The sequence below is a fragment of the Delftia tsuruhatensis NBRC 16741 genome, assembly GCF_001571325.1.
In the GTDB taxonomy this organism is placed as follows: Bacteria; Pseudomonadota; Gammaproteobacteria; order Burkholderiales; family Burkholderiaceae_C; genus Comamonas; species Comamonas tsuruhatensis.
Map to the genome: position 1 here is coordinate 1 of NZ_BCTO01000036.1, position 12,451 is coordinate 12,451.

10 protein-coding genes are annotated in these 12,451 nt (G+C 69.6%); 5 read left to right on the forward strand and 5 right to left on the reverse strand.

Annotated features, from left to right (window positions below; translation table 11 throughout):
* The first annotated feature begins 86 nt into the window (after positions 1–86).
* Both DTS01S_RS18435 and DTS01S_RS18440 read left to right on the forward strand, forming a co-directional pair.
* Positions 87–3,248, forward strand: coding sequence for a multidrug efflux RND transporter permease subunit (locus tag DTS01S_RS18435; protein WP_061288294.1), 3,162 nt, complete (start codon positions 87–89; stop codon positions 3,246–3,248).
* Between the two features lie 23 nt (positions 3,249–3,271).
* Entirely contained in the window at positions 3,272–4,771 is a 1,500-nt protein-coding gene (locus DTS01S_RS18440) for an efflux transporter outer membrane subunit (protein WP_061288296.1), read from the forward strand.
* A 3-nt stretch (positions 4,772–4,774) separates the two neighbouring features.
* Here DTS01S_RS18440 and DTS01S_RS18445 read toward each other — a convergent pair whose 3' ends face one another.
* Positions 4,775–5,140: a hypothetical protein gene (locus DTS01S_RS18445; protein WP_012204183.1), complete on the reverse strand. Its 366-nt coding sequence runs from the start codon at positions 5,138–5,140 to the stop codon at positions 4,775–4,777.
* Between the two features lie 12 nt (positions 5,141–5,152).
* On the opposite strand from DTS01S_RS18445, the gene DTS01S_RS18450 reads away from it, so the two are divergent.
* Positions 5,153–5,926, forward strand: coding sequence for an ABC transporter ATP-binding protein (locus tag DTS01S_RS18450; protein WP_061288298.1), 774 nt, complete (start codon positions 5,153–5,155; stop codon positions 5,924–5,926).
* 48 nt (positions 5,927–5,974) lie between these two features.
* Here DTS01S_RS18450 and DTS01S_RS18455 read toward each other — a convergent pair whose 3' ends face one another.
* The 4 genes from DTS01S_RS18455 to DTS01S_RS18470 are packed head-to-tail and all read right to left on the reverse strand — an operon-like array spanning position 5,975 to position 8,678.
* Positions 5,975–6,787 carry a LytR/AlgR family response regulator transcription factor gene (locus DTS01S_RS18455; RefSeq protein WP_017407573.1) on the reverse strand — a complete coding sequence of 271 codons (813 nt, stop codon included), beginning with the start codon at positions 6,785–6,787 and terminating at the stop codon, positions 5,975–5,977.
* Position 6,788: 1 nt separating this feature from the next.
* Complete coding sequence (locus DTS01S_RS18460) at positions 6,789–7,877, reverse strand: sensor histidine kinase (RefSeq protein ID WP_061288300.1); 1,089 nt, start codon at positions 7,875–7,877, stop codon at positions 6,789–6,791.
* Positions 7,878–7,906: 29 nt separating this feature from the next.
* Positions 7,907–8,233 (reverse strand): 2TM domain-containing protein, encoded by a 327-nt coding sequence (locus tag DTS01S_RS18465; RefSeq protein WP_016454690.1) that lies wholly within the window; start codon positions 8,231–8,233, stop codon positions 7,907–7,909.
* Between the two features lie 34 nt (positions 8,234–8,267).
* The gene (locus DTS01S_RS18470; protein ID WP_016454691.1) at positions 8,268–8,678 is read right to left on the reverse strand and encodes a DUF2306 domain-containing protein; all 411 of its coding nucleotides are present in this window, start codon (positions 8,676–8,678) and stop codon (positions 8,268–8,270) included.
* A gap of 336 nt (positions 8,679–9,014) precedes the next feature.
* On the opposite strand from DTS01S_RS18470, the gene DTS01S_RS18475 reads away from it, so the two are divergent.
* Positions 9,015–11,180, forward strand: a complete 2,166-nt coding sequence (locus DTS01S_RS18475) for a TonB-dependent receptor (RefSeq protein WP_061288302.1) — start codon at positions 9,015–9,017, stop codon at positions 11,178–11,180.
* Positions 11,181–11,198: 18 nt separating this feature from the next.
* Entirely contained in the window at positions 11,199–12,428 is a 1,230-nt protein-coding gene (locus DTS01S_RS18480; protein ID WP_061288303.1) for a PepSY-associated TM helix domain-containing protein, read from the forward strand.
* Positions 12,429–12,451: the final 23 nt, after the last annotated feature.

The window sequence follows — 12,451 nt, forward strand, 5'->3', positions numbered from 1 at the left end:
CGCGCCCAACGCAGGCGTGGGCAGAGGGGGGAAGGCGGGGGGATGGGCCATCGCTTCGCTCGGCCTGAGGTTTTTGGGGCTGGATCATGAGCCAGCTTTCCAATCTCTCGGCGCCGTTCATCTTCCGGCCCATTGCCACCATGCTGATGACCATCGGCCTGGCGCTGGCGGGGGCGGTGTCGTATTTCCTGCTGCCGGTGGCGCCGCTACCGCAGGTGGACTATCCGACGATTTCGGTGTCCGCCAGCCTGCCGGGTGCAAGCCCGGACACCATGGCTGCCACGGTGGCGACGCCGCTGGAGCGGGCGCTGGGGGCGATTGCGGGGGTCAATGAGATCACGTCCAGCTCCAGCCTGGGCAGTACGCGCATCACGCTGCAGTTCGATCTGTCGCGCACGGTGGACAGCGCTGCGCGCGATGTGCAGGCTGCCATCAATGCGGCGCGCACGCTGCTGCCTTCGGGCATGCCGGGCAATCCTACGTATCGCAAGGTGAATCCGGCCGATGCGCCGATCATGATCCTGGCGCTGACGTCCAGCGCGCTGACGCGCGGGCAGATGTATGACGCGGCGTCCACCGTGCTGGCGCAGAAGCTCTCGCAGGTGGAGGGCGTGGGCCAGGCGTCCATCAGCGGGGGGGCGCTGCCGGCCGTGCGCGTGGAGCTGGACCCGGTGAAGCTGGCGGCCAATGGCGTGTCGCTGGACCAGGTGCGTACCGCCATTTCGGCCACGAATGCCAACCGCCCGCTGGGCGCGGTGGAGCGCGAGGACCATTACTGGCAGGTGACCGCCAATGACCAGGCCCGCGTGGCGGCCGACTATGCGCCGCTTGTGCTGCGCTGGAGCAATGGCAATGCGATCCGGCTGCAGGACGTGGCCGATGTCACGGATTCGGTGCAGGACGTGCGCAACTACGGCGTGGCCAATGGCAAGCCCGCCATCCTGCTGCAGATCTTCAAGCAGCCCGATGCCAACATCCTGGAGGCCGTGGCGCGCGTGCGCTCTTTGCTGCCGCAGCTCAAGGCGTCCATTCCGGAGGCCATCGATCTGACCATCGTGTCCGACCGCACGCCCACGCTGCGTGCCTCGGTGGTGGAGGTGGAGCGGGCGCTGTTGATCGCCGTGGCGCTGGTGATCCTGGTGGTGTTCCTGTTCCTGCGCAATGGCCGGGCCACGCTGATTCCGGCCGTGGCCGTGCCGGTGTCGCTGGCGGGCACGTTCGGCGTGATGTACCTGGCCGGCTATACGCTGGACAACCTGTCGCTGATGGCGCTGACCGTGGCCACGGGCTTTGTGGTGGACGATGCCATCGTGGTGCTGGAGAACGTGATGCGCCACATGGAGCGCGGCAAGACCGCGCTGCGCGCGGCGCTGGACGGGGCGCGCGAGATCGGGTTCACCGTGGTGTCCATGAGCCTGTCGCTGATCGCGGTGTTCGTGCCCATCCTGTTCATGGGCGGCATCGTGGGGCGGTTCTTCCGCGAGTTCGCGGTGGTGATGTCGGCGGCGATTCTGATCTCGATGGTGGTGTCGCTGACCACCACGCCCATGATGTGCGCGGCGCTGCTGCGGCCGCAGCGGCCTGCTGCACAGGCGCGTCCGCGCGGGCCAATGGGCCGCGCCTGGGACCGTTTCGGCGCCTGGGTGGGCCGTGCCGAGCGGCGTGCCATGTCCGGCTACCGCGCAAGCCTGGCCTGGTGCCTGCGCCACCAGCCGCTGGTGCTGCTGGTGCTGGCCGGCGTGGTGGCGCTGAACGTGCACCTGTACATGGCCATCGACAAGGGCTTCATGCCCAGCCAGGACACGGGCCGTGTGATGGGCTTCATCCGGGCCGACCAGTCCACCTCCTACCAGGCCATGGAGCAGCGGCTCAAGCGCTTCCTGTCCATCGTGCAGGAAGACCCGGCCGTGGAGTACGTGACGGGCTTCACGGGCGGGGGCCAGCGCAATGCGGCCAACATGTTCATGTCGCTCAAGCCGCTGGCCGAGCGCAAGGTGTCTTCCGACGAGGTGATCAACCGCCTGCGCGACAAGCTCAAGAACGAGCCCGGCGCGCGGCTGTTCATGGTCACGCAAAGCGATATCCGCATCGGCGGGCGGCAAAGCTCGGGCTCGTACGACTACACGCTGCAGGCCGACGACATCCAGGACCTGCGCACCTGGGAGCCGCGCATCCGCCAGGTGCTGTCGCAGCTGCCCCAGCTCACGGACGTCAACAGCGATGTCTCCGACTTCGGCCTGCAGACCTCGCTGGTGATCGACCGCGACGCGGCCACGCGCCTGGGGCTGACGGTGGCACAGATCGACGGCACGCTCAACAACGCCTTCGGCCAGCGCCAGGTGGGCGTGATCTACAACCCGCTCAACCAGTACCGCGTGGTGATGGAGGCCGCGCCGCGCTACCTGCAAAGCCCCGAGACGCTGCGCGGCTTCTTCTTCGTGAACAACCAGGGCGAGCAGGTGCCGCTGACCTCGTTTGCGCGCATTACCACCACCAACACGCCGCTGTCCGTGAACCACGACCGGGGCACGCCGGCCAGCACCATCAGCTTCAGCCTGGCCGAAGGCGTGGCGCTGTCGGATGCCAGCGACGCCATCCGCGCGGCCGTGGCCGAGCTGGGCGTGCCCGTGTCGGTGCGCGGCAGCTTCAGCGGCACGGCAGGGGCCTTCCAGCAGGCGCTGTCGGGGCAGCCGCTGCTGATCCTGGCGGCCATCATCACCATCTACCTGGTGCTGGGCGTGCTCTATGAGAGCCTGGTGCACCCGCTGACCATCCTGTCCACGCTGCCTTCGGCCGGGGTGGGTGCGCTGATGGCGCTGATGCTGTTCAAGACGGAGTTCTCGCTGATCGCGCTGATCGGGGTGATTTTGCTGATCGGCATCGTCAAGAAGAACGCCATCATGATGATCGACTTCGCGCTGGAGCGGCAGCGCGGCGGCCATGCCACGGCCGCCCAGGCCATCTACCGCGCCTGCGAGCTGCGGCTGCGCCCCATCCTCATGACCAGCCTGGCGGCCATCTGCGGCGCACTGCCGCTGGCCCTGGGCCGGGGCGATGGCGCCGAGCTGCGCCAGCCGCTGGGCATTGCCATCGTGGGCGGCCTGATGCTGAGCCAGCTGCTCACGCTCTACACCACGCCCGTGGTCTATGTGCTGCTGGACAGGCTGCGCCAGCGTGCCTTGGGCCTGCGTGGCCGCGTGCAGGGCAAGGACCGCGGCACCCCTGTGCCCGCCGCATCACCCCAGTGAACCGAATCCGAAAGCCCAAGGCCATGCAGCTGAAGACACTCCAAACCCCGGCGATCTGGCTGGCCGCCGCGCTGCTGGCCGGCTGCTCCACGCAGAGCGCCTACCAGCGCCCCGCACTCGAGGTGCCGGCCCAGTTCAAGGAAGCCACGCCCGAGGCGGCCGAGGCCGGCATCTGGCGGCCCGCGGACCCGTCGCGTGCGCAAGTGCCCGACAACTGGTGGGAGCTGTTCGGCGACGAGCAGCTCAACCGCCTGCAGCAGCAGGCCGCCACCGGCAACCAGAGCATCGCCCAGGCCGCTGCGCGCCTGCGTGCCGCGCAGGCGGCCGTGGCCAGCAGCCAGGCCGGGCTGTTCCCCACGCTGGGCAGCACGGCCGGCGCCACGCGCTCGCGCAGCGGCGGGGCCTCCGGTGCATCAGGTGCATCAGGCACGGGCGGCAACACCGGCAGTAGCGGCAACATCTCGACCAACTACTCGCTGGGCCTGAACGCCAGTTGGGAGCTGGACCTGTGGGGCCGCGTGTCGGGCACGGTCAGCGCCAGCCAGGCCAGCGCCCAGGCCAGCAGCGACGACCTGGCCGCCGCGCGCCTGTCGGCCCAGGCATCGATCACGCAGACCTATTTCTCGCTGCGCGCGGCCGATGCCAGCGTGCGGCTGCTGCAGGAAACGCTGCAGAGCTACGAGCAGAGCCTGAAGCTCACCAACAACCGCTACCGCGCGGGCGTGGCCTCGTCGGCCGACGTGGCCCAGGCCGAGGCGCAGTACAAAAGCACCCAGGCCCAGCTCATCGAGGCGCAGACCAGCCGCGCCCAGCTGGAGCACGCCCTGGCCGCGCTGCTGGGCCTGCCTCCGGCCGCCTTCAGCCTGGAGGCCGGCGCCGAGCTGCCGCTGCCGCCCGAGGTGCCGGCCATGCTCTCGTCCCAACTGCTGGAGCAGCGCCCCGACATTGCTGCGGCCGAGCGCCGCGTGGCCGCCGCCAATGCCCAGGTGGGCGTGGCGCGCGCGGCCTTCTTCCCGGCGCTCACGCTGTCGGCCACGGCCGGCTACCGGGGTGCATCGCTGTCCAACCTGGTGAGTGCGCCCAACCTGTTCTGGTCGCTGGGCCCGTCGCTGGCGCTGGCGCTGTTCGACGGCGGCGCGCGCACGGCGGCCGTGGAGTCGGCGCGTGCCTCGCTGGACCTTGCCGCCGCCACCTACCGCCAGACCGTGCTGACGGCGCTGCAGGAAGTGGAGGACAACCTGGTCACCGCATCCGCCCTGGCGCGCGAGCAGCAGGTGCAGATCGAGGCCGTGGCCGCCGCGCAGAAGGCGCTGGATGTCGTCAACAACCAGTACCGCGCGGGCACGGTGGCCTATCTGAATGTGCTCAGCGCCCAGACCACGGTGCTGTCGGCGCGGCGCAGCCTGATCGATGTGCGCAACCGGCGGCTGGCCGCCGTCAACACCTTGCTCAAGAACGTGGCCGGGCGCTGGGAGCCGCTGGGACCGGCCTCCGTGCAGGGGCCGCAGGCTGTCGCGCGCTGATGTTCAGTCCTGCAGCTCGAAGGCCTGGCGCAGTGCTTCGCCGAAAGCCGCGCTGCCGCTGATCGACAGGTTCACCGTGGTGCGGCCATCCCCGGCCGCCACGGATTGCAGGCGCGCCGTGGCTGCGTCAAAGCGCCAGGCCAGCGGCTGGCCGCCATCGTCCTGGGCCTGCAGCTCGTAGTCCCAGTCGCCGCCTTCCTCGATGGGGCCGCGCCGGCCCTTGAAGCGGCGGTGCGCCCAGGCCAGCAATTGCTCCACCTCGGCCGCCAGCGCCGGTACGCGCGTGGCGGGCACGCTGGCCATGGCGTCCCAGCAGCCCGTGCCTTCGTCGTCTTCGCTGTAGTCGAAATCCAGGTAGTCGAGGGTCATGGTGGGGTCCGCATGCGTAGTGCGAGGTTGGAAAAGGGAAAGCCCGGCATTGTGCCGCGTGCACAATCGCCCGCATCGCAGAACCGGAAAGACATTCAGATGGACACCGCACAGCAATCGATGGCGCCGCCGATGGTGAGCGCGCAGGCCCTGCGCTTCGGGCAGCCGGGTCTTCTGCTGTGGGATGGCGCCTCGCACGACTGGCCCGTGGGCCTGTGCCTGGTGCGCGGCGGCGAGGGCTGCGGCAAGACCAGCCTGCTGCAAATGCTGGCCGGCCAGTTGCCCTTGCAGGCCGGGCGTCTGGTGTATCCACAGCAGCCGGACCCCTCGCAGCGCCCCGCGCTGTTCTGGCGCGACCCGCGCGCCGAACTGTCCAATGCCGAGCGTGCCCGGCCCGCGCAGGAATGGGTGCAGGCACAGCGGCAGCTGCATCCGGCCTGGAGCGAGGCGGCCTGGCAGGCCCATGCCGACGGCCTGGGGCTGGAGCCCCATCTGCACAAGCCCCTGCTGGCCCTGTCCACGGGCAGCCTGCGCAAGCTGTGGATGGCGGCGGGCTGGTCCAGCGGCGTGCCGCTGCTGCTGATCGACGAGCCGCTGGCCGCGCTGGACCGGGGATCGATCGACCATGTGCAGCGCACGCTGGCCGGGCTGAACCGGGCCGGCCAGCAATCTGCGCCCGTGGCCGGGCACGGGCCGCGCTGCGTGATCGTCGCCCATTGGGACGAGATGCAGGGCGTGGCCTGGGACGACGTGCTGGATCTGCCCGATCAGCCGCCGCTGCACTGACGGAGCCGGCGTCTACATCGCCACCTACATCGCCACCTACATCACCACCTACATCGCCTTGAACCGCTGCGCGTAGAGGCGGCTCACGGCCAGTTTTTCCCCTCGCTCGCGCAGCTGCAGCCACAGCCGGCCGGCCTCGTCGCGCTGGGCACTGGCAATGGCGGCTGCGCGCACCACCGTGCCGCGGTGCACCTGCCAGAAATCCTCGGCATCCAGCCGGGGCAGCAGTTCCTTGAGCGGCGTGCGCACCAGGTATTCATGCGAGGCCGTGAGCACACGCACGTACTTGTCGGCGGCCTCGAAGTAGACGACGTCGTGCACGGGCACCATCTGGATCTGCGTGCCCACGCCGGCCTGGATCATCTGCAGCGGAGGCTCGGTAGCGGTGGCGGCGGGGGCCGTGGCACCGGCCAGATGCCGCAATTGCTCCAGCGCCTGCGCCAGCGCAGCGCCAGCCGGGGCCACCGTGCGCTGGGCCAGCAGCTCGCGCAGGCGCTGCACGCTGCGCGCCAGCCGCTCGGGCTGCACGGGCTTGAGCAGGTAGTCCACGGCCTGGGCCTCGAAGGCGTCCATGGCGTACTGGTCATAGGCGGTCACGAAGACCAGGATGGGAAACGGCTGCGCCTCGGGCCAGGCGTCGGCCAGTTCGGCGGCGGCCTCCAGGCCGCTCTGGCCCGGCATGCGGATGTCGAAGAACAGCACATCGGGCTGCAGCGCCAGCGCCTGCCGGCTGGCGCTCAGGCCGTCGCCTACCATGGCGGCAATCTGCAACTCGGGCCAGGCGCGGGCCAGTGCCTGGCGCAGGTCCTCGGCCAGCAGGGGTTCGTCTTCGGCGATCAGGGCGCGGGGGGAGGAGGTCATTTCAACCGGCGTTGGCAATGGTGATTCTGGCCAGAGTGCCGCCTTCGGGCAGGGCGGCCAGTTCGAAGTGCGCGGCGTCGCCATAGCGGCTGGCCAGGCGCTCGCGCAACTGGGCCGTGCCGAAGCGGCTGCCGGGCAGGGCGGGCGCACCGGTGTCCAGGCCCATGCCGTTGTCGGCCACGGTCAGCTCCAACGGGCCGCCGTCCATGCGGCGCGCGCGCACGGCGATATGCCCGCCTTCCAGCTTGGGCTCCAGTCCGTGGCGTATGCAGTTTTCCACCAGGGGCTGCAGCAGCAGCGGCGGCACGGGCACCTGGCCCAGGTCCTCGGGCAGGTCCAGCGTGTATTGCAGGCGCGGGCCCATGCGGATGGACATCAGCGCCAGGTAGTCGCGCAGGCGTGCGAACTCTTCGCCCAGCGCATGCTCGGTGCTGCGCGAGCCGCCCAGCGTGGCGCGCAGGTAGGCGATCAGATGGTCCAGCATGGCCTGGGCGCGCTGCGGGTCGCTGGCCACCAGCACGCGCAGGTTGGCCAGGGTGTTGAACAGCATGTGCGGCTCCAGCTGGGCCTGCAGCAGGGTCAGTCGCGCCTCGGCCGCCTGGCGGCGGGCCTGCTCGGCCTGCATCTGCAGGTGGCGCGAGTAGCCCAGCAGGAAGAAGGCCAGCGACATCACCGTGCTGGCGACGATGGTGACGGCCAGCGGTATCCACAGCCGGTGCATCAGGGCCGTGCTGGCGTCGGGATCGGCCCACTGCCTGTAGGCCGTGCCGATCAGCGACCCGATCACGAACCCCGTCACGATGCCAGCCACCACCAGCGCGGCGCCGCGCCAGCCGCCGGGCCAGGGAATGTCCTGGCCCCGCGTCAGGCGCCAGCGGCCCAGTTCGATGGTGAGCCAGCTGGTCAGGCCGATCGACAGCGAGTAGATGAGGTTCACGTCCCAGCGGCCGTGGTTGCTCAGGCTGAATGCGGCGGCAATCAGGGCGCAGGCCGAGGTCGTCGCGATGCCGTGGCGCAGCAGCGTGGTCCGTTCCACGATGTGGCCAGGGGCGGCCGGCTGGCGTGTGGCGTTGGATGCGGGGTCGGGCATGGAGGGCAATGGTAGTCCCATGGCGTGTTTCAGCGGGCGCGGCCCTGGCGTGACTGCAGCGCCTGCCGCTCGCGCTCCACCATGCGCCCGTGCCAGCCGTTGCCCGGCAGGGCCAGCCAGACCACGGCGCCGTGGATGGCCAGCCCCAGGCCCCAGCCCAGGGCCGGGAAGATGGCCCAGTGCCGGCCCTGGGACAGCGACAGCGCCGCCAGCCCGAGGTTGACCAGCACATAGACGCTGGCGTGGATCATCCAGCCCAGCTTGGCGCCTGCGCGGCGGCGCGCCATGCGCTCCAGGGCATCGTCGTCGTGGCGGGCAGAGGGATCGAGGGGATCAAGGGGATCAAGGGTGCGCATGGGGAGTTCTCCGTCAGGGGGAAGGAAAGCGGCGTCAGGCCAGGCCCAACTGCTGCCACAGCAGGTCGCCCAGGTAGCGGCCGGGCAGCAGGGTGAACAGGCCCGCCACGACGCAGGCGCCGATGTAGACGCTGCGCATGATCTTGCGGTGGCCGGCGATGTTGCCGTGGTACAGGTGCCAGAACGAGCGGCCCAGGCCGGCAAAGGTCAGCGGCACCAGCAGGTGGACGGGCGTGTAGCCGCCCCAGTTGGGCAGGCGGTAGTCGCGGATGAAGCAGGCGGACACCGCCGCGCAGACCATGAGCGTGACGAAGGCATGGCCGGCCGCGCGGTGCAGGCGGGGATGGGCGGCGGCCTGGCGGCGTGCCAGCAGGGCGATGGCGCCCGTGGCCGTGGCCCCGAGGGCGGCGCTCATGTGGATGGCGATCAGCGGTGTCATTTGCATGGCGGTGTCCTGGCGTGCGGCCCGGGTTGGCGGGCCTGTATGGGACAGGACTGTCGCTGCCGGGCGCCGCCGGGGCCAGCGCCATGCGACGGACGGACGAGGGCAGGGTGCCAGCTGCATCCTGGCGCCGCGAACGGCAGGCACGTCCACGGCATCTGGAGGATGCAGTCCGCAGGGTTGAGGCCAGGGTGAGTGCGCACGGACTATCGATCAGGGCCTTTGAAACCAATCACCCCCAGGATTGCTTCGATGCAACAGATTGAGAAAACTCATAGTTGCGTGCCCGGGTGGTTGGTAAGCTAACGGGTTCTGCAAATCATTCTCAATCCCATCCCCATGCCTTCCATTCGCCCCATATCCCTGGCCGTTCTTTGCCTGTGCAGCCATCAGGCGCTGATTGCCCAGACCCGGGGCGGTGACACCGTGCTGGAGGCCGTGACGGTGGAGGCCAGCGCCGACGCATCGGCCCAGGGCCTGTCCAAGCCCTTCGCAGGCGGCCAGGTGGCCACGGGGGCGCGCAACGGCGTGCTGGGCACGCTGGACTGGAAGAACTCCTCGTTCTCCACCACCAGCTACACCCAGCAGCTGATCGAGGACACCCAGTCCAAGAGCGTGGGCGACGTGCTGCTCAACGACCCGGGCGTGCGCCAGGCGCGCGGCTTCGGCAACTTCCAGGAGCTGTATGTGCTGCGCGGCTTCCCGGTGTACTCGGACGACATCGCCTACAACGGCCTGTACGGCCTGCTGCCGCGCCAGTACATCGCCTCGGAATTCTTCGAGCGTGTGGAGGTGCTGCGCGGCGCCAATGCCTTCCTCAATGGCGCAGCACCGGGCGGCAGCGGCATTGGCGGCACCATCAGCCTGCTGCCCAAGCGCGCCGGCAACGATGCACTGACGCGCGTGGGCGCCGGCATACAGACGGGCGGCCAGGCCTTTGTCTCCACCGACATCTCGCGCCGCTTCGGCCCTGACCGGAGCACCGGCATCCGCCTGAACGCCGTGCGCCGCGACGGCGGCACGGGCGTGGATGGCGAAGACCGCTCGCTCACCGCCCTGGGCCTGGGCCTGGACTGGCGCAGCCGCAACGTGCGCCTGTCGGGCGACGTGGGCTACCAGCGCAACAGCTACAACGGCGGTCGCCCCAGCGTGACGCCCGGCAACTTCATCCCGGCCGTGCCCGACAACAAGACCAACTACGGCCAGAACTGGTCGTACTCCACCGAGCGCGACCTGTTCGCCACGCTGCGCGCCGAATGGGACATCAACGACACCACCACGGCCTGGGCCGCAGGCGGCCTGCGCCGCGGCAAGGAAGACAACTCCCTGAGCGGCGTGACCGTCACGAATGCGGCCGGCGACACCACGGGCACGCGCTTCGACAACAAGCGCAAGGACAGCGTGGGCACGGGCGAGGTCGGCATCCGCACGCGCCTGGCCACGGGCAGCGTGGGCCATGAGCTGGTGGCCACGGCCAGCACCTACTCGGCCACCGAGCGCAATGCCTGGGGCATGGGCTTTGGCGTGGTCAACAACATCTACAACCCCTGGAGCAGCGCGCGCCCGGCGATGACGCTGTTCGGCGGCAACCTGGCCGATCCCACGCGCGTGGGTGAAACCCGGCTCAACAGCTTTGCCATCGGCGACACGCTGACGATGCTGGACGAGCGCCTGCGCCTGACCGTGGGCGTGCGCCGCCAGAGCATCGAGCAAAGCAGCTACGACTACAACACGGGCGCGCAGACCGACCACTACAAGAAGTCCGCCACCACGCCCATGCTGGGCCTGGTGTTCAAGACCAGCGAGAACACCTCGGTCTACGCCAACTACATCGAAGGCCTGACCAAGGGCGCCGTGGCGCCGCAGACGGCCAACGACCTGCCCGTGTCCAATGGCGGCCAGGTGTTCGCGCCCTACAAGTCGCGCCAGAAGGAAATCGGCTTCAAGTGGCAGGACCGGCAGCTGGGCGCCACGGTGGCGCTGTACACCACGGACATGCCTTCGGCCTATGTGGCCAACCAGGTCTTCGGCCAGTACGGCAAGCAGCGCAACAGCGGCCTGGAGGCCACGGTCTTCGGCGAGCCCGTCAAGGGCCTGCGCGTGCTGGGCGGCGTGACCTTCAGCGAGGCCAAGATCCGCGAGGCCGCCGATGCCGCCACCATCGGCAACTACGCCATCGGCGTGCCCAAGCGCCTGCTCAACCTGGGCGTGGACTGGGATGTGCCCGGCGTCTCGGGCCTGGCCCTCAATGCGCGCGTGATGCACACCTCCAGCCAGTACGCCAACGGCGCCAACACGCTGAAAGTGGCCTCGTGGACGCGCACCGACATCGGCGCGCGTTATCTCATGGACATCGGCAACAACCGCCTGCTGACCCTGCGCGCGCGCATCGACAACCTGTTCGACAAGGGCTACTGGTCGTCCGTGGGCGGCTACCCGGGCGCCAACTACCTGGTGCAGTCCATGCCGCGCACCTTCTCGCTGAGCGCATCGGTGGACTTCTGAGCCGGAGCGATCTGAAGCATGCGCGCGTTGTGGACGGTGGTGCACCGCTGGATCGGCCTGGTGCTGGCCGGTTTCCTCACCATGGCCGGCCTCACGGGGGCCGTGCTGTCCTGGGACCATGAAATCGACGAATGGCTCAACGCCGACATGCTGGAGACCCCGGCACGCGGCCCGCTGAAGACCCCGCTGGAGCTGGCCGCCGCCGTGCAGGCCAGCGAGCCGCGCGCCGAGATCAGCTACATGACCCTGGGCCTGGTCGAGGGCGAGGCCGCCATGTTCATGGTGCGCCCCCGGCCCGACCCGGCCACGGGCCAGGCGCCTGCGCTGGGCTATGACACGGTCTTCGTCGATCCTGTCAGCGGCCACATCACGGGCCAGCGCAACGGGCGCAGCTTTGCGCTCAGCCAGCGCAACCTCATGCCCTGGCTGCGCCACCTGCACGAAAGCCTGCTGGCCCCGCGCTTTTGGGGCACGGACCGCTGGGGCTACTGGTTCATGGGCAGCCTGGCCCTGCTGTGGGTGGCCGACAGCTTTGTCGCGCTGCTGCTGACCTTTCCCGTCAAGCTCAGGAAAAGCGCCCCGCGCCTGACGGCGGCCATGGGATCGTGGTGGCGGCGCTGGCTGCCCTCATGGCGCGTGCGCTGGGGCGGCGGCGCCTACAAGCTCAATTTCGACCTGCACCGCGCGGGCGGCCTGTGGGTCTGGGCCGTCATCGTCATCGTGGCCTTCACCTCGTTCTCGCTGAACCTGTACCGCGAAGTCTTCTACCCGGTGATGAGCACCGTCTCCACCACCACGCCCGGCCCCTACGAAACCCTCAAGCCTGCGCCCCAGGGCACGCTCCTCGTGCCCAAGGTCTCGTTCGCCCAGGCCATCGCCATCGCCCAGAGCGAGGCCAAGCGCCTGGGCTTCGCCCAGCCCGCAGGCGGCATCTGGTGGGGCGGGGACTTCCCGTTCTACAACATCTCCTTCTTCGACCCGCACGACGAAACCGGCGCCATGGGCATGGGCCTGTCCAACATCTACGTCAGCTCGGACAACGGCGAAGTCCTGGGCACCTACCGCCCCTGGCACGGCACGGCCGCCGACGTCTTCGTCCAGCTGCAGCTGCCCCTGCACAGCGGCCGCATCCTCGGCACCCCCGGCCGCGTGCTCATGTCCTTCGTCGGCGTGCTCGTCGCCGTCCTGTCGATCACCGGCGTCATCATCTGGTGGCGCAAGCGAAGGGCCAGGAAGATGACCCCCTGAGCGGCTGCGCCGCTTCCCCCTTC

Coding starts and splice junctions, on each gene's coding strand:
- DTS01S_RS18435 (WP_061288294.1), top strand. CDS start 87: ATGAGCCAGCTTTCCAATCTCTCGGCGCCGTTCATCTTCCGGCCCATT.
- DTS01S_RS18440 (WP_061288296.1), top strand. CDS start 3,272: ATGCAGCTGAAGACACTCCAAACCCCGGCGATCTGGCTGGCCGCCGCG.
- DTS01S_RS18445 (WP_012204183.1), bottom strand. CDS start 5,140: ATGACCCTCGACTACCTGGATTTCGACTACAGCGAAGACGACGAAGGC.
- DTS01S_RS18450 (WP_061288298.1), top strand. CDS start 5,153: ATGCGTAGTGCGAGGTTGGAAAAGGGAAAGCCCGGCATTGTGCCGCGT.
- DTS01S_RS18455 (WP_017407573.1), bottom strand. CDS start 6,787: ATGACCTCCTCCCCCCGCGCCCTGATCGCCGAAGACGAACCCCTGCTG.
- DTS01S_RS18460 (WP_061288300.1), bottom strand. CDS start 7,877: ATGCCCGACCCCGCATCCAACGCCACACGCCAGCCGGCCGCCCCTGGC.
- DTS01S_RS18465 (WP_016454690.1), bottom strand. CDS start 8,233: ATGCGCACCCTTGATCCCCTTGATCCCCTCGATCCCTCTGCCCGCCAC.
- DTS01S_RS18470 (WP_016454691.1), bottom strand. CDS start 8,678: ATGCAAATGACACCGCTGATCGCCATCCACATGAGCGCCGCCCTCGGG.
- DTS01S_RS18475 (WP_061288302.1), top strand. CDS start 9,015: ATGCCTTCCATTCGCCCCATATCCCTGGCCGTTCTTTGCCTGTGCAGC.
- DTS01S_RS18480 (WP_061288303.1), top strand. CDS start 11,199: ATGCGCGCGTTGTGGACGGTGGTGCACCGCTGGATCGGCCTGGTGCTG.